Here is a 23,195-nt window from a genome sequence, read left to right as displayed (position 1 = left end):
ATTTTTGACAAGCTGCTAGGCTAGAATGTTGGTTTTGTTTAGAGGAATGGACAATGGCGGCGTCGAAAGTTACAATGCACATAAAAGATTTTTTCTGAGGAGCTGACGTAACGATGTATAACGAAATCACGCCGGAGCAAGTAGAGGCGCGTCTGAATAATAAGGAAAAGTTTCATTTAATCGACGTTCGTGAGCTTGACGAGTGGGAAGAGGGACACATTGCCGAAGCAGCGCATTTGCCATTGTCTGAAATTCAGGAGCGTTTGGATGAGCTGCCTAAGGATGAAAATATTATTTTCGTCTGCCGCAGCGGCGGACGCAGTGGCAAAGTATGCGGCTTCCTCGCGCCACAGGGCTACTCCGTCACTAATATGACGGGCGGCATGCTCGCTTGGCCGGGAGCCATTGTGACTGGAGCGTAGTATAGTTAGTTAAAAAGAAAAGCAGCCTTGCAACCGCTTGTTGGCGGATTGCTAGGCTGCTTTTGATTTTGTAGGTTGGTTTTCACTATTAACCTTTTTAAACCGAACATTTGATGAGGCTGGAAGGCCCCCATTGAAAAAGATTATTTTGCTCAACCCTTATACAGATAAGGACTCTCCGCGCGACAAGCAATCCATTCTGGACATTCGAGCCAGGACACCTGAAGGCGAAATAATTAATGTTGAAATGCAGCTTTTTAATAAATATGATACTGAGAAAAGAACGCTTTTCTATTGGAGTAAGCAATACTCTGGGTAATTGCAGGAAGGGCACCCTTATAGCCAACTGAAACGGTGCGTGACTATTAATATTTTGAACTACGCCTTGCTGCCGAATGATTTGTATCATAACGTATTTCATCTGCGGGAAGATCGAACCGGAATTTCACTAATTGGCGATATTGAATTTCACTTTCTGGAGCTGCCGAAGCTAGACGAACAAGCCATTTCAATTGAGGAAGGCGGACTTGTGAACTGGCTGTTATTTCTGAAAGGTGCAGATCAATCCAAATGGGAGGTGCTAACGATGAATGAACCGGTACTAAAAAAGGCCATGGATACGCTGGAATTTTTGAGTCAGGATTTAGAAGCACGAAGACAGTATGAAGATCGCCAGAAGTATTTGCATGATGAAGCTTCGATGTATGAAGCAGCTAACTCAAGAGGAAAGGCGGAGGCGAAAAAGGAAATTGCCAGAAAGCTCCTTGCTCTTGGAGTTGAGCTTTCCGTTATCGTCGAAGCATCCGGTCTAACTGAGAAAGAAATAATTGATTTAAAGTCGTTATAGTAAAAAATAGAGACGAGCCGCCCCATTGCGGTCGGCTCGTTTTGTCTTTAAGGGGATGTTTTTACAAAAAAAATCGTCAATTGATCCACGCACTCACACAGAGTACGTCATGAGCAAAAACAGTAATACAGCAGCGTTGAATAGGAGGACTGTATAAAAAAATACAGACCGCCTTGTGTGGCGGTCTGATAGATAAATTTATGAGGTTACAGTAACAAACCAAGTCGAGAGAAGGACCCCGCTGGAACTGTAGCCACGAATTGTTGCGCTGCCCGTATTTAAAGCAGTTAGCCATCCAGATGAAGATACGGAAACAATAGATGTTCCTGATGCAACAACATAGCTATTCGCACCAAAGAGTGACGTAGAATTTCCTTTTTTCAAAGTTATAAAGGTTGTTCCAGCTGCTGAAGCCGTTGTTGGAGCTAGTAATGCGAAACTTGTAAAGGATGCAAGGGCTAAGGTGGTGGCGAGAAAAGTTTTCTGAATGGATTTTTTCATTTGAACCTCCTATTTCAATTAATTTACTTAAATAGAAATAATAAGTAAATCCAATTTAATCATACAATAGTAGTTTCTGCTTGCATAGAGGTGTAAATTGTCGTATTAAGACTATTAATTGCTAGCACGTTTGTTTCTGTATAGTTGAGTGCGACTGTGTTTAAAGAGGCTACATTAGGCGCTGTATATACACGCCCACCAAAAGCGCGACAAAGCTTGCTTGGCAAGATAACTCAAGCCAATATGTTTTAATCATCGAACCCACATAGAGTGCGACGAGCAAGGCAATCACCTTTTATGTGGAACTGGCAAGTTTTAATCCACACACTCACATAGAGTGCGACTACAGCTGAAATGGCTTCAAATTTGATGTTTACTGGTTTCAATCCACGCACTCACATAGAGTGCGACACAGCTGCGATTGATACGCAGGATGATCGGTTCGTTTCAATCCACGCACTCACATAGAGTGCGACCCCTCGGGGCGTATGGTAGGCAAAAGACTTCGCAGTTTCAATCCACGCACTCACATAGAGTGCGACTTTACGCAATCGTTCTTCCTCTTCTTTTTCCATTCGTTTCAATCCACACACTCACATAGAGTGCGACAGCGAAAAAATGCATAATTAATTCCATAATGGCATTAATGCTGCATTTTTTCAATAAAAACAAAGCAAGAAAAATGGACTGAGGTATTGACTTTTACTTGAATAGCACGTTTTCGACTTGAATCGACAAAATCTGAGGTGCGAGTGACCTAGGGTTTTTATGTGAGCTTCACATTCGCACCAAAAATACGGCCACGGTTGATTAGGCTTATAGAAAGAAAAAAGTATACTTATTTACGCGAATAATAAGGCTTCTATCTCTATCTGATATAAGAGCTGTCGTCAAAAGTCGGCAACGCCTGCTCAACCCTGCTCACACCTCTTTACGCTTGATCCATATGGCTAACCTCAGCTTGTACACATGTCAGCCCCCTACCGAACATATGATGATACAAAGAAAATAAATCATCATGAATTGATCTTTGAATATGGCGGCGGCTGGTGTAATTGAAAGGCGAAAGGGCGGGTGTGCGATTGGAGCAGCGGAATAATGATAGTGAAAATAGTGTGACTTTGCAATATGCAGTGGGCGGCATGAGCTGTACAGCTTGCGCCGCGCGAATCGAGAAAGCCGTGGGCAAAATGGAGGGTGTTCAATCGGTCGCGGTCAGCTATCCCGCAAGATCGGCTTGGGTACAATTTGTGCCTGAAAGCTTGCGGTCTGAGGAGATTATGGCGAAAATCGGTCACATCGGCTTTCAAGCTTCGGCAGCTGAGCACAGCAAAAAACAGTGGAAGCAGGAACGCAGCGCTCTTGGCCTCCGGCTTATGATCTCGCTGCTGCTTACACTGCCTCTGCTTGCTGGAATGACCCAGCATCTGCCCCTGTTAAGCGGGCTCCCCATTCCGGCTTGGCTGCTGCATCCATGGCTGCAGCTCGCGTTAGCTACCATCGTTCAATTCGTCATTGGGCTGCCTTTTTATATTGGAGCTTACCAAGCGCTGCGTTCGCGTGCAGCGAATATGGACGTTTTGGTAGCGGCAGGAACGTCTGCCGCTTATTTATACAGCCATTATATTGTTTTTTCCAGCCTTCCGACTGGAAAAACGCTTGCTGCTGAACATACGCTGCCGCTTTATTTTGAAACCTCTGCTGTCGTTATCAGCGCAGTGCTGCTCGGCAAATATTTGGAGATGACAGCTGCATCGCGGGCGCAGGATGAGGCGGGCGGGTACAGCCAATTGGAGGTGCAAACCGCAACTGTAGAACGGGCAGGCCAGTGGGTTAATGTACAGACCGCTTTCGTACGGGAAGGCGAAATCGTGCGCATTGCCACAGGTGAGACGGTCCCGGTTGACGGCGTTTTAACGAGCGGGGAAACCGAATTGGATGAATCGCTGCTGACAGGAGAAAGCTTGCCGGTCGTTAAACGGGCGGGAGACCGAATTTGGGCAGGAACAACGAATGTGGGAGCGATGCAACGCATCCGTACAACCGCTGCGGGACATGCGACGTTGCTCAGCCGGATTAGCGAGCTGCTTCGTCAGGCGCAGCGCTCCAAATCTGCGATTCAGCAGCAGGTGGACCGGGTGGCCGCTTGGTTTGTTCCGGCGATGCTCGCCCTTTCGGCTTTCACCTTCATGCTTTGGCTGGTGCTCCTGGACCCCGGCAATTGGCATCAAGCTTTCCGCTGCGGGGTCGCCGTTATGCTCGCCGCCTGTCCATGTGCACTAGGTCTGGCCGCGCCTATTTCACTGGTCATTGCTTCTGGCCGCCTGGCGAAGCAGGGCATTGTGCTGAAACAAGGCGGGGCGCTGGAGCGGCTCGCCCGGCTTAATACGCTGCTGCTGGACAAAACCGGTACGCTCACCGAGGGTAGCCCGCAGGTTAGCGCCGTATGGGCTGCGCCAAATCAGACGCGTTCAGCCGTGCTGCGTTTGGCCGCTGCCGCTGAAGCAGGTTCCACGCATCCGCTAGGGCAAGCGATAGGGCATGAAGCGGGGCGAATCGGGTTGACGCCGCCAAGCGCGTCAGAAATGGTTTATTTTCCCGGCAAAGGCGTTCAAGCGGTAGTGGAGCGAAGGCGAATAACCGTCGGAAATGCAACCTTTGCCAAAGCCGAACAGTGGAAAGCGAATGCGGAGGTCGCCGCAGCTTTAGCTGCTTTTTGCACAGAACGGGAAAAAAGAGGAGAAACACTGCTATATGTAGCGGCAAATGGCCTGCTCATCGGGGCTATTTCGCTTGCAGATCGGGTTAAACCTCATTCATTTGCTGCCGTTCAGCAGCTTCAACGTTATGGACTGCAAGTGATGCTGGCAACAGGCGACCACCAAAGTCCTGCTCATAATGCAGCCCGCCAAGCAGGCATTACGCAAGTATTCGCCGGATTGCTGCCAGAGCAGAAGCTGGAGCTGGTAGAGCAGCTTAAACGTTCGGGCAAACGTGTCGGCATGGCTGGCGACGGCTGGAATGATGCACCTGCGCTTGCTGCTGCCGACGTGGGCATTGCGATGGGCAATGGCACGGAAGCGGCGCTCGCCGCCGGACATTTAACGCTGCTTCAGCCGCGTATGACCGCGATTGTTGATGCGCTGGGCATCAGCCGGCTGACGGTGCGCAATATTAAGCAGAACTTGCTGCTTGCCTTCCTATATAACAGCAGTATTGTGCCGTTTGCCGCCTTCGGTCTGCTAGAACCATGGATGGCAGGGGCAGCGATGGCGCTGAGCTCCGTGTCTGTAGTTGGAAATGCGATGCGGCTGAGCTATATTTTGCGGCGGCACAAGCAGCTTGCTGCTTAGCGTGAGGTGGACAAATACGGAAAAACGATGGTATAGTTACTACGTCTAACCTACATAATGATGAGGGCCAGCGCCAAGCAGGGATACCGCATTTTCGGCACAGCTGCCGTGAATGCTTTTTTTATGCCTGATTTGCCTGAAGCATCCCTCCGCATGGAGAGAACATACCATTTTAGAGGAGTGTATACGATTAATGAAAGTTAAAATGAACCATATGCTGAAAACAAGCCTTGCCATTTGGCTTATTGCAACGCTAACGCTGCTTGCCGCTTGCGGCAGTGCGGTAAACAATAATAAGGAATCTGCTGCACCATCTGTCGCACCTTCTGCATCTCCATCCGCCGAGACAGGCGCCGCATATCCGCTCACCGTAACCGATGGAATGGATACTAAGCTGACCTTCGAGCAAGCGCCTGAAAAAATTGTAACGCTTGTGCCAAGCGAAACCGAAGTTGTGTTTGCTGTAGGAGCAGGCAAGCAAGTAGTCGGCGTGGATCAGTACAGCAACTATCCGGAAGAAGCGAATGATATTGAGAAAATTGGCGATATGACGACTAATATAGAAGCTGTCGTGAAGCTGAACCCGGACCTTGTGCTGGCATCCTCCAGCATGAATGGCGATGCGATTGCCAAGCTGCGTGAATTGAATATTCCGGTATTTGCCTCCGATCCGAAAACGTATGGCGAAACGATTGCCCATATTGAGGCGGTCGGCCAAATTTTGAACCGGGTGAAGGATGCCGAGACCGTTGCGGGACATATGCGCGACGTCATGAATCAGGTTATGAATGCGGTGAAGGATGCGCCTGCGAAAAAGGTGTATTTGGAGTTCAGCCCTGGCTATACAGCAGGATCGGGTACGTTTTTGGATGAGCTGCTGACGATGGCAGGCGGTACCAATGTGGCCGGCTCGAAAGAAGGCTGGTATGAAGTCAGCGCCGAAGAGATCGTTAAGCAAAATCCGGAAATCATCATCTATCCGGATATGAAGGTAAAACCGAACCCCATCGTTGCAGCGATGGACAGCCGGGCAGGCTGGAACGTCATTGACGCGGTGAAAAACAAGCAGGTTATCGCGGTTGCGGAAGATCCGCTCGTGCGTGTAGGACCGCGGCTTGCCGACGGTTTGCTTGATCTGGCGAAGGCTGTTCATCCAGACCTCGTTAAATAGCGGATGAGACATCAATGGCTAGGCTATGGAGGAGCAGCAGTGCTCCTTCTTGCTGTTTCTATTATCGCGAGCTTGTCGATTGGCTCAGCAGGCATTTCCTTTACCGATGTGTGGGGCATTTTGCTGCACCAGCTGCCATGGCTTAGAGATCAGCCCGTTAGCTGGAGTGAAGGAGAAATTGCAATTGTGACCCAGGTCAGGCTGTCCCGTGTGCTGCTTGCGGTGCTTGTAGGCGCATGTCTGGCACTGGCAGGCAGCGGTTTTCAAGGCGTGCTGCGCAATCCGCTGGCCGATCCTTATACGCTCGGGGTTGCTTCCGGCAGCTCGGTTGGCGCTGCGGCATTGATTTTATTCGGCTATCAGGCGGCAGTTGGCATTTGGACCATTCCAATCGTCGCTTTCATAACCGGAATTACGACGTTATTGGTCGTTTTCTGGCTGGCGCGCAGCTCTGAGGGGCTGCAGTTGGAAACGCTTATATTATCCGGCGTTATTATCCAGGCGTTCCTCGGAGCTTTCGTATCGTTTATGGTTTCGCTGTCCAACAGCGTAGTGAACCAGATTTTATTTTGGCTCATGGGCTCGCTGGCGATGAAAAGCTGGGCGAACGTCTATATGCTGATTCCGTTCCTCATTATTGGCGTCATTGTGCTGATCGCTTATGCGCAGCATTTGAATGTTTTTCTGCTTGGCGAGGGGCAGGCGGCGCATTTGGGCATTCGGGTAGAGCGTACGAAGCTGGTCGTGCTGGCCTGCTCGACGCTGCTCACAGCGGCTGCCGTATCGGTAGCGGGCGTCATTGGTTTCGTTGGCCTCGTCGTACCGCATGTGATTCGCTTGATCGTTGGGCCGGATTACCGCTTGCTTATTCCGCTATCTGCATTTGGCGGCGGCATATTTGTGCTCTGGGCCGATACGCTTGCTCGTATGGCGCTTAGTCCGAAGGAAATTCCGCTAGGCGTAGTAACGGCGCTGATCGGTGCGCCATTTTTCGCTTATTTGCTGCATCGGCGCAAGCGGCTGGAAGGAGGGGGATGATGGCTATCATGCTTGAAGCGCGTCAACTCGGGACGACGATTCGCGGGAGAAATGTGCTGAATGACTTAACCTTTTCCTTTGAAAAAGGGTATACATACGGCATTATCGGCCCCAATGGCGTCGGAAAATCCACTTTACTGCGGCTGCTTTCCGGCGTATTGCCTCCTTCGCAAGGTGATATTTTTCTGGCAGGGCGCAGCATTGCCGCCTATTCACGCAAGGAGGCTGCGCGCAAGCTTGCGGTGCTCCAGCAGGGCGTACTCCCTCCGGTAGGTTTTACGGTGCGTGAAGTGATTGAAATGGGACGCTTTCCGTATCAAAATTGGTTCGGCAATGAGCCCGGCGACAGCTCGCCAATTATTAATGAAGCGATTGCTGCAATGGGGCTTGAGAACCTGGAGCAGCGTACAATGGCTGAGCTAAGCGGCGGTGAACGGCAGCGCGTGGCGCTGGCAAAAGTGATCGTGCAGCAAGCGGATGTCATTTTGCTTGACGAACCAACGACCTATTTGGATATTGGCTACCAAATTCAATTGCTGGATACGGTAAAGAGCTGGCAGCGTGAGCAGGGTATTACCGTTGTAACCGTGCTGCATGATCTAAATTTAGCCGCTTTATATTGCGATGAAGTGCTGGTGCTGCATAAGGGGAGTATTGCAGCTCTGGGCAAGCCGCAGCATATTTATACGACGGAGCTTATTCGCGAGGTATACGGCGCTGAAGCTTCAATAATGAATCATCCGTTAACAGGGGTGCCGCAAATTTTGCTTGCGCCCAATGTGCGAATAAACAATGGGGAGCTGGAATGAAAAGATGAAAGAAGAATTTTGCATGCTGCTGGCGAACGCAATTGGGAGAATCCCGGCATTTAATGAACAGGAAGCGGAGGCGGCAAGACGCCATTCCGACCAATTGACGAAGCCGCCGGGCAGTTTGGGCAAGCTTGAAGATGTTGCCTGCCAGATTGCGGGAATTTCGGGCGAGCGCTGGCCAGATATGGAGCGCAAAGCGGTCATTATTATGGCTGGCGACCACGGGGTGTGCGAGGAGGGGGTCAGTGCATTTCCCCAAGCGGTAACCCCTCAGATGGTGCTGAATTTCTTGAATGGCGGCGCAGCAGTCAACGTACTTGCCCGTCAGGCGGGAGCTGACGTGTTTTGCGTTGATATTGGGGTGAACGCAGAGCTTGCGCATCCGAAGCTTCTAAGCCGCAAGATCATGTACGGAACCGCTAATATGGCGAAAGGGGCTGCGATGACGAAAGAGCAGTCCATTAGAGCGATTTTGACAGGGGTAGAAGTCGTGGATGAGCTTTACGAAAAAGGCTACCGCGCCTTTGCCATAGGTGAAATGGGCATCGGCAATACGACGGCTAGCGCTGCGATTACGACGGTGTTGACAGGGCTTCCGCCCGAAGAAACGGTTGGCAGAGGAACAGGCATTAATGATGAGGCTTGGAAAAATAAAGTCGAGGTTGTTAAACGGGCTATTGCGGTTAATGCACCTGATGAGCTGGATCCCTTCGACGTACTGATGAAGCTGGGCGGAGTTGAAATCGCTGGACTGGTAGGCGTTATTATTGGAGCGGCAGCGAACAGCTGTCCGGTCGTTATAGACGGCTACATTTCCTCTGTCGCAGCGTTAGTAGCTTCGCGTATTTCTGATAAGACAAAACCAAGCATGATTGCGTCCCATCTTTCCTATGAGCAGGGTCATGCGAAGCTATTGAAAGCCGTTGGCTTAAGCCCAATGATTCATATGGATATGCGGCTTGGCGAAGGCACAGGTGCGGTATTATGCTTCCATTTTATCGATGCTGCATTAAAGCTCATGCAGGAAATGGCCACTTTTGAAAGTGCAGGGGTATCGAAAGCGTAGGTGAAGCTGAAATGGCAATGTTAGTAACAGGCGGTACGCGCAGCGGCAAAAGCTTATTCGCTGAGCAGCTCGCGATGAGGCTTGGCAAAAAAGGCATTTATATAGCAACAAGCCGCATTTGGGATGAAGAAATGGCTGAACGCGTAAATAGGCATCAGCAGAGTCGCGGCGCGGGAGTTTTTGAATGGGAGACGGTTGAGGAGCCGCTTGACCTGGCCGAATTGCTGGAGAAGCAGGCACAGGCTGCGGCAGCTGTGGCGTCAGCCGGAGAACAGCCGCCGGTTGTGCTCGTAGATTGTCTAACCCTTTGGTTGACGAACGCTTTAATGGCAGCGGAGGAGCAGGCGGGACAACCCGGCAAAGAAGCAGACGAGCAGCTGCATCGCCAGACGGAAATGCTCATTGAAGCGATTGCCGCCTATCCATATCCGCTCGTATTAGTAACAAATGAGGTAGGGGCTGGTATTGTGCCTGCTTATCCAATGGGCAGAAAGTTTCGCGATGAGGCAGGAAGGCTGAATCAGCGGGTGGCTGCGGTTTGCGATAAAGTGTTTCTCGTAACGGCGGGCATTCCCATTGAGCTTAAGGCAGCGGCTTTCCGCTGGGAGCAGCTATGATTTTCTATTCCTTGCCGGACATGCTGTGGCTGATTGCAGCAGCTATTGTCGTGGATTGGATCGTTGGCGATCCAAAATGGCCTACGCATCCTGTCATTTGGATCGGCAGGTTCATTGCTTGGCTGGAGCAGAGGCTGCGAAGGAGCGATAAGAAAGAATCCTCCAAGCGCCTCAAGCTAAAGGGCGTCTTGTTAATGCTCATAACGTTGGCCGTTTCATATGGCGTCATGTGGGGAATTGTCGCGGCCGCTTCACTTATTCATTCTTGGCTCGGCTATGCGGTGACCATATGGTTTATATCAACGACTATCGCGGTCAAAGGATTAAAACAGGCAGCGATGCTCGTTTATACCCCACTTGCAGCTGGAAACCTTGAGGAAGCACGCAAATATGTCGGCTACATTGTCGGACGGGACACGGACAAGCTGGGTGAATCAGAGGCTGCCCGTGCTGCTGTGGAAACGGTGGCGGAAAATACAGTCGATGCGCTCGTATCGCCTATTTTTTTCGCATTAATAGGCGGAGCGCCGCTTGCTATGCTTTATCGGGCGACAAACACGCTTGACTCTATGGTCGGTTACCGCAATGATAAGTATATTGATTTTGGCTGGTGCTCGGCACGAACCGATGATGTGCTCAACTATATACCAGCGCGGTTGACGGGAGCTCTGCTCGCGTTCTCGGCGTGGCTGCTGCCGGGCATGTCTGCCGGCCGTTCGGTCGCTGCGATTCGCAAATTTGCCCATCGACATCCGAGCCCAAACAGCGGCATTCCCGAATCGGCCGTTGCTGGTGCGCTCGGTATTGAACTGGGCGGACTCAATTATTATTTTGGAGAGCCTAGCGAACGTGCACGTATGGGAGAGCCCTTGCGTCCATTGTCCGCGCGGGATATCATTTTCACAACTAGATTATTGTATCTGGTAAGTCTATTACTTGTAGTTGGGGTGCTGGCATTATGGCTGTTCGTTCATTGAAGCTGCATGCTCAGGCGCTGGTCGCCGCTATTCAATTTTTGACGAGAATTCCGGTGCCGTTAACCGTTCCGTTTGAGCCGCAAGTGTTATCGCGCAGCACAACTTATTTTTCGATTGCGGGCAGCATGATTGGCGGAATGATTACGCTAGGCTTTGCTGCTGTGCAAAGCTGGCTGCCTGCTGGGCCGGGAGCTGTATTGCTGCTTGCATTGTGGCTCTCGCTTAGCGGCGCGCTTCATATGGACGGCTGGATGGACACGGCAGACGGCGTGCTGAGCCATCGCTCGCGAGAGCGGATGCTGGAAATTATGAAGGATAGCCGAGTAGGCGCTATGGGTGTCCTTGCCGCGGTTTTGCTGGTGCTGTTCAAATTCACCGTGTTATATGAGCTTCTTTATAATACAAAGTCTATTTATGTGCTTCCACTGTTGGTCACAATACCGGCGTGGAGCCGCTGGTGGATGGCGGCGGCGATTGTCATTTGGCCGAGTGCCCGTGAGGGAGAAGGGATCGGCGCTTTATTCCAAGCGGCCTCGCTGCGGCATGTATGGTCGGGTTTTGTGCTGACCTTCCTGCTAGCCTGTGGGATCGGCCTGGCATTCGGATTGCCGCTCAGCACGTCAGCTTTCACAGCGGCAGGTGCTGCTGCTGTGACGATGGCGATAGGGACATTCATGTCTTTCTGGCTCGTCCGCAAGCTGGGAGGCTTGACTGGCGACACCTACGGCGCCATGAATGAAGCGATTGAAGCTATATTGTTGCTTGCACTGCTATTATTGACAACTCATTAGAAGAGGGGAATACGCACCATGCTTGAAAGATACGGACATGGCGGTGACCTGCGTACGGCAGAGGAAAATTTCGGACGGCCAGCTGATCAGTTTGTCGATTTCAGCTCCAATATGAATCCGTTAGGCCCGCCCCCCTTGGTACATAGGGTGCTGCTATCTTATGCCCAGCAGATTGGCAAGTATCCTGACCCTGCGGTACGCGGATTACGGGCGAAGCTTGCGAAGCTGCACGGCATTGACGAGCAGTGCATATTAATTGGAAATGGTGCGGCAGAGTTGATCGATCTGACCGTTCGTGCTGTAAATCCTATTATTACAAGCCTTGCGTTTCCATGTTTCAGCGAATATGGCGACGCCGTTCATAAAATTAGCAGCGGCATTGCCCCGATCATGCTGAAGCCGGAAAATGGCTTTGAGCTGACGGAAGAGGCGATCCAAAGCATGACGACCGAGATGGAAGAGCCTTTTTATATGCTGGGCTCGCCCAATAATCCGACGGGTCGGCTTGTTCAACCGGCACTCATCAAGAAGCTGCTGGCTGGCGGCGCTACGGTGGTCGTGGATGAAGCCTTCATGGATTTTGTGCCTGAAGAAGCGGATTATTCGCTGGTGAAGGAAGCTGCCAGCAATGACAGGCTGTATGTCATTCGTTCTATGACTAAATTTTATGCGATTCCTGGCATTCGGCTCGGGTATGTGATCAGTACGCCAGAGCGGATTGCAGCGCTGCGGCTGCTGCAGGTTCCTTGGAGCGTCAACTCGCTCGCGCAGCTTATTGGAGAGGGCGTATTGGAGGATGCGGAATATGCAGAGGAGACGCTGAAATGGCTTAATGAAGAGCGGCCTTGGCTCACTTCGCAGCTGGAGGGGCTTGGCTTTTCCGTAACGCCAAGCAAAACCAACTATGTGCTCGTAAGGCTGCCGTCTCTGCCTCATCTAACGGCTGCTGCTTTGCAGCAGGAAATGGGCAGCCGCGGGGTGCTTATTCGCGATGCTTCCCATTTTGTCGGACTTGATGACCGGTACTGCCGCTTTGCGATCAAGCTCCGCAGCGATAATGAAAAGCTGCTCGAGGCGCTGGCACAATGCCTGGAAGATTTTAAAGAGGATAGTAGGGATAAGCATGAGTAAGCAATCAGAAAACAATGCCGGGCTGACAATTATGGTGCAGGGCACCGCTTCCGATGTTGGAAAAAGCTTGGTGACAGCCGCATTGTGCCGGATTTTTAGACAGGATGGTTATACCGTCGCTCCCTTCAAATCACAAAATATGTCGCTTAATTCCTACGTTACCTGGGATGGCAAGGAAATTGGACGGGCGCAGGGGATGCAGGCCGATGCTTGCGGCGTGCTGGCGACGACGGATATGAACCCGATTTTGCTGAAGCCGACGAAGGAGATGTCTTCACAGGTCGTCGTTCATGGGAAGCCGCTGCGCGATTTCAGCGCGCGTGAATATCGGGAGAGCTACTTGCCGCAGGCTGGCGTTATCGTGCGGGAGGCGCTCGCCCGTCTCCGCAGCAGCCATGATATTGTCGTGCTGGAAGGCGCGGGCAGCCCTGCGGAAATTAATCTGAAAGATCGCGACATTGTCAATATGCGCATGGCTGCTTGGGCAGATGCGCCCGTCATTCTGGTGGCAGATATCGACAGGGGCGGTGTTTTTGCTTCGATTGTCGGTACGCTTGAGCTGCTTGAACCGCATGAGCGCGAGCGCGTATGCGGCTTCGTTATTAATAAATTTCGCGGCGATGTAGGACTGCTGCAGCCCGGAGTCGATTGGCTGGAGGAGCGGACGGGCAAGCCGGTGCTTGGCGTATTGCCTTTTTTACCGGGACTTGCGCTGGAGGATGAGGATTCGCTGTCGCTGGACCGCAAGCTGGAAGAGCAAGTAAAACAGCGGCCTGATACACTTGATATTGTCGTACTGCGTCTGCCGCGCATATCCAATTTTACCGATGCTGATCCGCTTTACTTTGAAGCGGACGTCATGCTGCGTTTTGTGGACAGGCCTGAGCAATGGGGCACTCCTGATGCGGTTATTTTGCCAGGCAGCAAAAATACGGTCGAGGATTTGCTGTGGCTTCGCGAAATGGGCCTTGCCCAGCAAATAACCGCGTTCGCTGAGAAGGGTGGATATCTCGTTGGCATTTGCGGGGGCTATGAAATGCTTGGCGCGATGCTGCTTGATCCGGCAGGTGTGGAGTCTGAGCATAAGGAAACACCGGGCTTTGGCTTTTTTCCTTTTGACGTAAAGTTTGCAGGGGAGAAGAAAACGGTTCGTGTAGAGGGCCATGCCCGCGCTGCCGCAGCTTGGCTGACCGAACAGCTGCCTGTTGAAGGCTATGAAATTCATATGGGAGAAATTTTCCAGCATGGCGTGCTGCGCCAGCCCTTTGCCATTCGAAGCCAATTGGCTGGTGTAGAACCGCTGCAAGATGGCGAGCTTGATTATGCAGGCGAAGGAGCATGCTCGGTGGATGGCAGGCTTTGGGGCACGTTTATACATGGCATTTTACATAATGATGATTTGCGCCGGGCGTGGCTGAATGACATTCGTATAGCGCGCGGCTGGGAGCCGCTTGCGGCAGAGCTTCGTTTTCGTGAAAACCGCGAAGAGGCGTTTGATCGTCTTGCAGAGCATACACGCCAGCATTTGAATATGCCGCTCGTTTATAAGGTGCTTGCTGCGGGCGGGGAACTGGGTAGTTAGCTTACGTTTCAGATCTAGTAGGATGGAATCTTTAGACAAAGAGCGGAAAAGGGAGTGGGCGAGGTCATGGAGGAGCAAGCTGCGCAGCGTTTGGGAAAGAAAAAAAGCTGGATCATCGCAGGCATTATGCTGGCGTTTCTTGCCTTTTGCGCGCTGCTGCTTTACGGAATGATTCAGTCGATGCAGCAAAAGGGCGGAGCGGCAAGCGACGGCACCCAGCAGCCTGTTAATTACAGCTATGCGGCTGTGGAAGCGGCAAATGGCTTCATGCTGCATGTTCTGAAAACCCGGCCAGCCAACGTAAAGCCTCAATTGGTGCAAAATAATGTGGCGTTAACGCCGTATTATGGCATAAATGGCGGATTTTTTTATGAAAAATCGCTGCTCAGCATTGCCGTGGTCAACAGCCTTGCAGTCAATGAAGAGCAGGGCGAATATGGCTCCGGCAGCGAAAATGCCAAATATGCCCGCGGTACGCTCGTTTGGGATGGCGTTAAGGATCAGCTAAGCGTCCAAATCGCGAGCAAGGCATCCGAGCTTAAAGTTCAGGATCATACACGCTTCTGGGCGCAGGGCGGCATTAGCATGAGCATCGGCAATGATGCGGGCTGGCTGGCGCAGGCGGAACAGGAAAATGCTCCTTTTCCCGATGACGCGCGGTTAAGGTCTGCTGCGGTATACGATCAGCTGGGCAATATTTATTTGGTAGTCAGCAGCACGAAGGGGAGCTTGCCTGCTTTTCGCGAAGCTGTTATCGAAAAGATTGGCGACAACAAGCTTGCCGGCGGCATCTTTCTCGATGGTGACGGCTCCTCGCAGCTGCGCAGCGCGGAGGCGACGCTTCAAGGCGATAGCCGTCCCGTTGTGCAAATGCTGCGCATTATGAAATAAGACGGTTTTATTGAGGAGAAAAAGATGAATCAACTTCCGATTGATGCGGTTTTGCCGGAGCTGCTTGAGGTGCTTGCTGCTGGATGCGGCGCCGTGCTGGTCGCCGAGCCAGGAGCCGGAAAGACGACGCGCGTGCCGCTTGCGCTGCTGGATGCGGCCTGGCTGGACGGCCGTAAAATTATGATGCTGGAGCCGCGCAGGCTTGCAGCCCGCTCTGCAGCTAAATATATGGCGGAGATGCTCGGAGAACAGGTAGGCGACACGGTCGGCTACCGTGTTCGTCTGGATACTAAGGTGAGTGCACGGACCCGCATTGAAGTGGTGACGGAAGGCGTGCTGACCCGCATGCTTCAGGAGGACCCGGCAGTATTGGACGTTGGCGTTATTGTGTTTGACGAGTTTCATGAGCGCCATTTGCATGGTGATCTGGGGCTGGCGCTGAGCCTTCAGTCGCAGGCGCTGCTGCGCAGCGATTTAAGGCTGCTCGTCATGTCGGCGACGCTTGCAGCGGGCCCCGTTGCGGAGCTGCTCGGCGGAGCGCCGATCATTGAGAGCGCCGGCAGAGTATTCCCGGTGCAGACGATCTACCGTTCCTCGAAAGTGGAAGGGCGCATCGAGCCGAGTGTTGTCAGTACGATCCTTCAGGCGCTTGCTGCTGATGAAGGGAATTTGCTTGTCTTTCTTCCAGGCGTTGGCGAAATTCGGCGCGTCGCTTCATTGCTTGCGAGTGAAGAGCGGATGAAGGGCGTTAAGGTGGCGGAGCTTTATGGCACGATGCCGCTGGAAGCGCAGGATCAGGCGATTCAGCCGTCCGCTGCTGGCGAGCGCAAAGTCGTGCTGGCGACGGCAATTGCCGAATCCAGCTTGACGGTCGAAGGCGTGCGTATCGTCGTCGATGCCGGGCTGATGCGGGTGTCGCGTTTTTCACCGCGCACCGGCATGACGCGGCTGGAGACGGTAGCGGTATCGCAAGCGTCAGCCGACCAGCGCCGGGGGCGCGCCGGAAGGCTTGCTCCGGGCGTCTGCTACCGGCTGTGGACGGAGCAGGAGCAAATGCATTTGCAGCCCTTCAGCCAGCCGGAAATGCTGGAGGCCGATCTTGCGCCGCTCGCGCTGGAGCTTGCGGTATGGGGCATCCAGCAGCCGGAGGAGCTCGGCTGGCTGGACCCGCCGCCGATCGGCGCGTATCAGCAGGCGCTGCAGCTGCTTGAGCTGCTGCAGGCTGTTGATTCATTAGGCCGGCCTACGGAGTCGGGCCGGCGAATGGCGAGGCTCGGGCTTCATCCGAGGCTCGGGTATATGCTGCTCCGCGCGCAGCAGTATGGCGCGGTGGAGCGTGCTTGCGAGCTGGCCGCGCTGCTAAGCGAGCGCGACCTGCTGTCACAGCAGCGCAGCGCGGATGTGCAGCTGCGGCTGGATGCTCTGCACCGCGGCGACGGTGCTGAGGTGGATCGCGGCGCCGTGCAGCGAATTCGCTCGCAGGCGCAGCAATGGAGCCGGCTGCTGGCTAGCGCAGCAGCCGGCGAAGCAGGATCGGCCGCGCGCGTAGCAGCGGCTGCCGGAGCGGGCCAGCAGGACGCCGCGATGTCCTGCGGCGCGCTGCTGGCGCTCGCTTATCCCGATCGCATTGCGCAGCGGCGCAGCGACGGCAGATATTTGCTGGCGAACGGCCGCGGCGCGGCGCTGCCGGAAGCCCAGCCCTTGTCGCGCGCAGCCTACCTGGTTGCGGCGGAGCTCGACGACGCCGGAACGGAAAGCCGTATCCGGCTGGCGGCTGAACTGACGGAGGGCGAGCTGGCATCGGCGGCCCGCGACCAAATTCGGCAGGAGCGCATCGTGGAATGGGATGCGTCCGCCCAAGCGGTAAGGGCGCGTGAGCGCGTCCGGCTTGGCGCACTCCTATTGCAGGAAAAACCGCTGCCGAAGCCGGATGCGGAGCTCGTCGCTGCGGCGCTGGCACAGGGTGTGCAGCAGGAGGGCTTGGCCTTGCTGCCGATGTCCAAGCAGGCAGCCCAGTTGCTCGCCCGTATGCGGCTGATGAGGCACTATGACAGCAGCTGGCCGGATGTATCTGATGAGGGGCTGCTGTCCACGTCATCACTCGCCGAATGGCTGCTGCCGCATATTCAAGGGATGAAGAACAAATCCGACCTGCAGCGCCTCAGCATGCAGCAGCTTCTGGAAGGCATGCTCACGTGGACGCAGCGGCAGGAGCTGGACAAGCAGGTTCCGACGCATATAGCGGTGCCAAGCGGCTCGCGCATTCCGGTCGATTACAATGACCCGGAAGCGCCGTTCATCGCTGTCCGGCTTCAGGAGCTGTTCGGCATGAAGGACACGCCTCTGCTCGCTGGGGGCAAACTGCCGCTAACGCTTCATCTGCTATCTCCTTCGCAGCGTCCGGTTCAGGTGACGCGCGATTTGGGCAGCTTTTGGAGCCAAGCTTATTTTGAAGTGAAGAAGGATTTAAAAGGACGCTATCCGAAGCATTATTGGCCGGATGACCCTTACGCGGCGCAGCCGACGAATCGGGTAAAGCCGCGCAAGTAGCTTGCAGGATTCATAACGATAGCAACAAGGAAAAGAGGGCTAGAAAATGTCGATGCAGCTTTTTATTTTATTTATACTCGCGATTAACTGCTGGACGTTTACGCTCATGTATCTCGACAAGCAGAGCGCTCGCCGCCAGCAAAGGCGCATCCCAGAGAAACGGCTGTTTACTTTGAGCGCTTTTGGAGGCGCTATTGGCGCCTATGCCGGAATGCGGGCATGGCGCCACAAGACAAAGCATCGCTCCTTCGTTATTGGCATACCGCTGCTTGTCATGTTGAATTTGCTTCTATTTGCAGCGGTATTCCACTATGTGTTCGACATCTCGATTTTCAAATAGCTCAACGGGCGCAGCTAGCTTTTTCTAAAATATAGGAAAGCATGATTTCGCCATAATTTCTCTATATTTCTCGGAATGAAACGCGCCGCGCTGCCAAAGGACGGCGACAGCCGTTTCACCTTGAATTCTAAGAATTTATAAGTTTCATCCTTATATCCGCTTAGAATTCTAGGGCAAAGCTCTTCGCACGTCCCAGAAAGACGACGAAGTCGTTTTTGCTTGAAATATAGGAAAGGATATGATTTCGTTATCCTTTCTCTATATTTCTCGGAATGAAACGCGCCGCGCTGCCAAAGGGCGGCGACAGCCGTTTCACCTTGATTGGAAATCAGAAGTTGATTCCCGCTATTCTCCTATGGTATATTGACAGTTCGTTTTCCCACTATATTCTTAGGAGGTAACTGGCTGATATGACGGTTCAAAGTGCCTATCAAGAAGAGCAAGAGCGTCTGGCACGCTCGCTTGATGAAATACAATCACAGCTAAGCGCGATAGGCCCGCGCTACACAGGCGATGATTTTACGGAGCAAATGCTCGATTTGCAACGAGAGGAACGGAAGCGGGGGCTGGAAATTGCTTTCCGCGAGCCGTATTTTGGAAGAATTGATTTTCAGGAGCTGCCGGGTGACGCTAAGCAGGAGCTCTATATTGGCAAGGCAGGCGTAGCTAGAGAGGGCGGCAAGGAGCTAATCGTTATTGACTGGCGTGCCCCAATTGCCAGCTTGTTTTATTCTTTTACAGGCGGTGAAGCGGCGATTACCTATGATTCTCCTGATGGCGAAATCGAAGGGATCGTCTATTTAAAGCGCAATCTGATGGTTCGCCAGGGCGAGCTTGTAAGGATGGTAGACAGCTTCACCCGTGGCCAGGAAGAAGAATCGGTCACCGACGAGTTTTTGCTCTATCGACTTGGTGAAAATAAAGACAATCGGCTCAGGGATATCGTCTCGACGATCCAGCAGGAGCAGGATGCGATCATTCGTTCAGGACGGAGCAAGGCGCTGTTTATTCAGGGCGTGGCGGGAAGCGGCAAGACGACGGTAGCGCTGCACCGGCTCGCTTTTTTGCTCTATCAATATGCCGATCGGATGCGGGCGGAGCGTATGGTTATTTTTGCGCCTAACCGCATGTTTCTCGAATATATTTCCGGCGTGCTGCCGGAGCTGGGCGTAGGCGATATTCAGCAAACGACGTTTGCCGACTGGGCGCTGGATCTATTGGAGCTTGAAGTGCGAATGGATGATAAAACCGATACACTAGAATATTGGTTTGAGCATTATCGCAGCGCGGAGGAAATTGCGGAGGCGCCCGGACGCTTGAAAGGCTCGCTTGATTTTAAGCAGGCGATTGACGAGCGGCTGGAGCAGCTTGAACAAAGCATCGTGCCTTTGCAGCCATTTGAGCCTGTAGACAAGCTGGTGCTTATGCCGGAGCAAATGCTTGAATGGTGTCGCACCGATTATGGCGAGGAGCCGCTGATGCGCAAGCGCGAGCGATTCGTCAGCCGTATTCGCAGATGGCTGGAATCCGAGCTGAAAATGCGCGGCATTCATGATAAAAAAGTACGGGCCAAGGCGTTAACCCGCTTAAATGCATTAGCGAAAAAAATTCCGGCCTATACCGCGCCGAAGCTATATGCGTCATTCTTTCAAGGCAAGCAGGCGATGAGCCTGGTGCCAAAAGCAATAGCGGCAGCAACGGCTGCCCGCCTGAAAGCGGGAACGATTGCGCCAGAGGATTTGGCGCCGCTCGCCTATATTCATTTGCGCCTGTTTGGGCTGCAAACAGCGCCTTATGACCATATCGTCATTGACGAGGCGCAGGATTATTCGCCGTTCCAGCTGGAAGCGCTGCGTCTTTGCCAGCAAACGCCGTCATTGACCGTGCTGGGCGACTTGCAGCAGGGCATCCACGCCTATGCAGGCATTCATAGCTGGCAGGAGCTTACGGCGCTGTATGACGAAGAACAGACCGGATTTTTTGAACTGAACCGCAGCTATCGTTCCACGATGGAAATTATCGCATTCGCCAATCGGATTCTTGGTGCAATGGGGGCGGGCGTCAAGGCAGCAGTACCTGTATTCCGGAGCGGAGATGCCGTGGAGCTTGCGCCAGCACAGCCAAGCGAGTGGATGGATATGCTGGAGCAAACGGTTCGAGAATGGCAGGCAGACGGCAGCTATCAGACGATCGCGGTAATTGGAAGAACGACGGAGGAATGTGCCGTTATCCATGCGGCTTTGAATGCTGCGGGGGTGGAAGCATCACTCGTAGAACGAGGACAGCCTGAATACAGCGGCGGCTTGTCCGTTGTGCCGGCATATTTGTCCAAAGGGCTTGAATTTGACGCGGTTCTCATTGCCGATGCCGGGGCGCTTGCTTATACCGATCAGGACGCCAAGCTGCTATATGTTGGTTGTACGAGAGCGCTTCATAAGCTAAAATTAGTTTATCAAGGCTTGTTTACCACGTTAGTAGCGGACGTTGCGGAAGGCGTGCAAGAATTATGACAGTATTAAGGCATTTTGCCGCAAATTCTTGACTTTAGCAGGCCTTGTAACTAAAATTGCTACAAGATGTATATACCTGTATTTTTTTGAGGAGGATTTGAGCGGTAGTGACGAAAACAAAGAAAAAAGGTTCTAGCAGCAATCAGCAGCAAAGGCAGCAGCCGAAGAAAAATTCGAGCAGCTCGCTTATTTTTCTGACGATTGGTATTTTGGCGGTTATCATCGTCATCGTACTCGGCATTAACAACCAGAACAAGCCGTTTGAATTTGACTATGCCGCAATGCCTGTGCAGGGCAGTGTAGATGCACCTGTCAAAATCGTTGAGTTTGGCGATTACAAGTGCCCGGTTTGCCGTGATTTTTCGCAACAAATCAAACCTCAGCTGGAGAAGGATTACATTGAAACAGGCAAAGCCTCCTTTTATTTTGCGAACTATTCGTTCATCGGCAAAGATTCCGTGACAGCTGCACTCGCGGCGGAAGCGGTCTATCAGCAAAATAATGACGCCTTCTGGACTTATAACCAAGCGATTTATGATAATCAACAGAATGAAAATATCGAATGGGCAACGCCGGAACATTTGGTGCAGCTTGCAAAGGATGCCAAACTTCCTATCGATTTTGATTTGCTGAAGAGCGACATCGAGAACAAAACCTATCAAAAGCAGGTAGACCGCGATAATTCGCTCGTTCGTCCGCTGAATATCGGAGGAACGCCTACCGTCTTTATTAACGGCAAGGCGGTTTCAAGTCTCGATTACGCAACACTCAAATCAACAATCGAGGCAGCTCTAAAATAAGGGGCCTTGATTAAAAAGGAGCCCGGTCAAAAATGACAACGCCACCCTATGAATCGTGGTTGAAACGTTACGCTTTATATTTCGCCTGGATTATTACGTTAGCCGCAACGGGCGGAAGCTTGTATTTTAGTGAAATTAAAGGGTTTCTGCCTTGCGATTTATGCTGGTATCAGCGTATATTCATGTATCCGCAGGTCATCATTTTAGGTATTGCGACGTATCGCGGAGACCGAAATATTGTTAAATACTTACTGCCGATTAATATAATTGGCCTGGCGATTTCCGTTTTCCATAACTTCGAGATTTGGTTTCCGAAGGTGGGCGAGCTGGTGCCTTGCCGCTCTGGCATCCCGTGCAATTTTGATTATTTGAACTGGTTTGGCTTTCTGACGATTCCGATGATGTCCATGATCGCATTTGTGCTTATTATCGTGTTTCTGCTGTTGGCTCGCCAAAGCAATGATCAAGAAGCAAACGAAAACTAGCTGTATTCCCAAGCAAAGCTCCGAGGCTGACAACGCCAAACGGAGCTTTGCTTTTTGCATATTCGGGATGCAGCATAAGTGACAACGCCGTGAACAAACGTCGGACCGATCGTCTAATCTCCTAGCAATCAGCTAGCGAATGAAGGCAAAATGGGGTATCTTAAAAGAAGCGATGTCAAAGCATAAAGAGAGTAGGGAACACCATGATCGAAGTGGAGCAGCAGCTATATAGAGAAGCAGAGCAGTTCATCTTTACCTGTTATGCAGAGCTTGGCAAAAGTGAAGCGGAGGTTGTGCTTCGGCTTGCTGAAATCCGGTCCGAAGTAGAGCGTACAGGTATTTATGAGCATACATATGAAGAGCTCCAGCATGGGGCGAAAATGGCGTGGCGCAACAGCAATCGCTGTATTGGCCGTCTTTTTTGGCATACGATGGAGGTGTTTGACGCCCGTTCGCTGCAGCAGGAAGACGATATTGCAGACGCGATATTTTCGCATATTCGCTATGCAACGAATGGCGGCAAAGTCCGGCCGGCGATTACGATTTTTGCAGCGAAGCAGGAGAAGAACCAAATCCGGCTGTGGAACCATCAGCTTGTTCGTTATGCAGGCTATGAGGACGGAGTTGGCGGTGTCATTGGCGATCCTGCATCTCTGTCATTTACGAGGGCTTGCGAGGCATTGGGCTGGAAAGGTGCGGGAACCAGATTCGATGTGCTGCCGCTTGTTATTCAGAAGCAGGGAGAAGAACCGAAGCTGTACGAGCTTCCGGAAGGGCTGGCGCTGGAAATTCCACTGTCGCATCCGGAGCTGGAGTCGTTTGCGGAGCTGGGCCTGCGTTGGTATGCGGTACCTTTCATTGCAGATATGCAGCTGGAAATCGGCGGAATCTCTTACACAGCAGCGCCATTTAATGGCTGGTATATGGGAACGGAAATCGGGGCGCGCAATTTGGCAGATACGGACCGATACAATCAGCTGCCTGTCGTCGCGAGATTAATGGGATTAGATATGACGACGAATACGTCCCTTTGGAAAGATCGTGCACTGGTAGAGCTGAACACGGCCGTCATTCATTCGTTCAAAAAGCATGGCGCCAGCATCGTTGACCATCATACGGCTGCCGAGCAGTTTACGCGCTTTGAGAAGCAGGAGAAGGAACAGGGACGTGCGGTTACAGGTCGCTGGTCATGGCTTATACCGCCGATGTCTCCGGCAACGACAGCAGTATGGCATCGGAGCTATGATGATACGGAATTAAAGCCGGCTTATTTATATCAGGAAAAGGCGTATACAAGCGGAGGGTCATAAA

19 protein-coding genes, 1 pseudogene and 1 CRISPR repeat array are annotated in these 23,195 nt (G+C 52.4%); of the genes and pseudogenes, 19 read left to right on the top strand and 1 reads right to left on the bottom strand.

Annotation, left to right across the window (positions count from 1 at the left end):
- Positions 1 to 113: 113 nt before the first annotated feature.
- Complete coding sequence (locus ASF12_RS19120; RefSeq protein WP_046233130.1) at positions 114 to 422, top strand: rhodanese-like domain-containing protein; 309 nt, start codon at positions 114 to 116, stop codon at positions 420 to 422.
- Between the two features lie 85 nt (positions 423 to 507).
- Positions 508 to 1,269, top strand: a pseudogene (locus ASF12_RS19115) (Rpn family recombination-promoting nuclease/putative transposase); the annotation flags it as partial.
- A gap of 198 nt (positions 1,270 to 1,467) precedes the next feature.
- Here the strand turns inward: ASF12_RS19115 and ASF12_RS34595 are convergent.
- Positions 1,468 to 1,770, bottom strand: coding sequence for a hypothetical protein (locus tag ASF12_RS34595; protein WP_155973307.1), 303 nt, complete (start codon positions 1,768 to 1,770; stop codon positions 1,468 to 1,470).
- A 245-nt stretch (positions 1,771 to 2,015) separates the two neighbouring features.
- Positions 2,016 to 2,379: direct repeats of the CRISPR family, unit length 32 nt; unit sequence GTTTCAATCCACGCACTCACATAGAGTGCGAC.
- 446 nt (positions 2,380 to 2,825) lie between these two features.
- On the opposite strand from ASF12_RS34595, the gene ASF12_RS19110 reads away from it, so the two are divergent.
- The 17 genes from ASF12_RS19110 to ASF12_RS19030 all read left to right on the top strand — a co-directional run bounded on the left by ASF12_RS19110 (position 2,826) and on the right by ASF12_RS19030 (position 23,194).
- A complete protein-coding gene (locus tag ASF12_RS19110) occupies positions 2,826 to 5,123 on the top strand; it encodes a heavy metal translocating P-type ATPase (RefSeq protein WP_155973305.1) in 2,298 nt (765 codons plus the stop codon).
- Positions 5,124 to 5,316: 193 nt separating this feature from the next.
- Complete coding sequence (locus tag ASF12_RS19105; RefSeq protein ID WP_235533217.1) at positions 5,317 to 6,294, top strand: ABC transporter substrate-binding protein; 978 nt, start codon at positions 5,317 to 5,319, stop codon at positions 6,292 to 6,294.
- A 3-nt stretch (positions 6,295 to 6,297) separates the two neighbouring features.
- The gene (locus ASF12_RS19100) at positions 6,298 to 7,332 is read left to right on the top strand and encodes a FecCD family ABC transporter permease (protein ID WP_056038024.1); all 1,035 of its coding nucleotides are present in this window, start codon (positions 6,298 to 6,300) and stop codon (positions 7,330 to 7,332) included.
- A gap of 8 nt (positions 7,333 to 7,340) precedes the next feature.
- Positions 7,341 to 8,141, top strand: a complete 801-nt coding sequence (locus ASF12_RS19095) for an ABC transporter ATP-binding protein (RefSeq protein ID WP_056039046.1) — start codon at positions 7,341 to 7,343, stop codon at positions 8,139 to 8,141.
- 4 nt (positions 8,142 to 8,145) lie between these two features.
- Positions 8,146 to 9,210: a nicotinate-nucleotide--dimethylbenzimidazole phosphoribosyltransferase gene (cobT, locus tag ASF12_RS19090; protein WP_056038021.1), complete on the top strand. Its 1,065-nt coding sequence runs from the start codon at positions 8,146 to 8,148 to the stop codon at positions 9,208 to 9,210.
- 11 nt (positions 9,211 to 9,221) lie between these two features.
- The gene (cobU, locus tag ASF12_RS19085) at positions 9,222 to 9,827 is read left to right on the top strand and encodes a bifunctional adenosylcobinamide kinase/adenosylcobinamide-phosphate guanylyltransferase (protein WP_056038018.1); all 606 of its coding nucleotides are present in this window, start codon (positions 9,222 to 9,224) and stop codon (positions 9,825 to 9,827) included.
- Complete coding sequence (cbiB, locus tag ASF12_RS19080; protein ID WP_056038015.1) at positions 9,824 to 10,804, top strand: adenosylcobinamide-phosphate synthase CbiB; 981 nt, start codon at positions 9,824 to 9,826, stop codon at positions 10,802 to 10,804. The genes cobU and cbiB overlap by 4 nt, the downstream gene beginning before the upstream one ends.
- A complete protein-coding gene (gene cobS, locus ASF12_RS19075; RefSeq protein ID WP_056038013.1) occupies positions 10,786 to 11,595 on the top strand; it encodes an adenosylcobinamide-GDP ribazoletransferase in 810 nt (269 codons plus the stop codon). The genes cbiB and cobS overlap by 19 nt, the downstream gene beginning before the upstream one ends.
- Positions 11,596 to 11,613: 18 nt before the next feature.
- Positions 11,614 to 12,726: a threonine-phosphate decarboxylase CobD gene (gene cobD / locus ASF12_RS19070; protein ID WP_056038011.1), complete on the top strand. Its 1,113-nt coding sequence runs from the start codon at positions 11,614 to 11,616 to the stop codon at positions 12,724 to 12,726.
- Positions 12,719 to 14,308, top strand: a complete 1,590-nt coding sequence (locus ASF12_RS19065; protein WP_056038006.1) for a cobyric acid synthase — start codon at positions 12,719 to 12,721, stop codon at positions 14,306 to 14,308. The genes cobD and ASF12_RS19065 overlap by 8 nt, the downstream gene beginning before the upstream one ends.
- A 66-nt stretch (positions 14,309 to 14,374) precedes the next feature.
- Entirely contained in the window at positions 14,375 to 15,199 is an 825-nt protein-coding gene (locus ASF12_RS19060) for a hypothetical protein (RefSeq protein WP_056038003.1), read from the top strand.
- Between the two features lie 24 nt (positions 15,200 to 15,223).
- The gene (gene hrpB, locus ASF12_RS19055) at positions 15,224 to 17,749 is read left to right on the top strand and encodes an ATP-dependent helicase HrpB (RefSeq protein ID WP_056038000.1); all 2,526 of its coding nucleotides are present in this window, start codon (positions 15,224 to 15,226) and stop codon (positions 17,747 to 17,749) included.
- A gap of 46 nt (positions 17,750 to 17,795) precedes the next feature.
- A complete protein-coding gene (locus ASF12_RS19050; RefSeq protein WP_056037997.1) occupies positions 17,796 to 18,089 on the top strand; it encodes a DUF1294 domain-containing protein in 294 nt (97 codons plus the stop codon).
- A 410-nt stretch (positions 18,090 to 18,499) separates the two neighbouring features.
- Positions 18,500 to 20,599 carry a HelD family protein gene (locus tag ASF12_RS19045; protein ID WP_056037995.1) on the top strand — a complete coding sequence of 700 codons (2,100 nt, stop codon included), beginning with the start codon at positions 18,500 to 18,502 and terminating at the stop codon, positions 20,597 to 20,599.
- Positions 20,600 to 20,706: 107 nt separating this feature from the next.
- Positions 20,707 to 21,399 (top strand): DsbA family protein, encoded by a 693-nt coding sequence (locus ASF12_RS19040; RefSeq protein ID WP_056037992.1) that lies wholly within the window; start codon positions 20,707 to 20,709, stop codon positions 21,397 to 21,399.
- 32 nt (positions 21,400 to 21,431) lie between these two features.
- Positions 21,432 to 21,884, top strand: coding sequence for a disulfide oxidoreductase (locus tag ASF12_RS19035; protein ID WP_056037989.1), 453 nt, complete (start codon positions 21,432 to 21,434; stop codon positions 21,882 to 21,884).
- A 206-nt stretch (positions 21,885 to 22,090) separates the two neighbouring features.
- The gene (locus ASF12_RS19030) at positions 22,091 to 23,194 is read left to right on the top strand and encodes a nitric oxide synthase oxygenase (RefSeq protein ID WP_056039038.1); all 1,104 of its coding nucleotides are present in this window, start codon (positions 22,091 to 22,093) and stop codon (positions 23,192 to 23,194) included.
- The last annotated feature ends 1 nt before the right edge of the window (position 23,195 follow it).

The organism is Paenibacillus sp. Leaf72, from assembly GCF_001422685.1.
Lineage (GTDB): Bacteria > Bacillota > Bacilli > Paenibacillales > Paenibacillaceae > Pristimantibacillus.
This window is presented reverse-complemented; position numbering and strand designations above follow the sequence as displayed.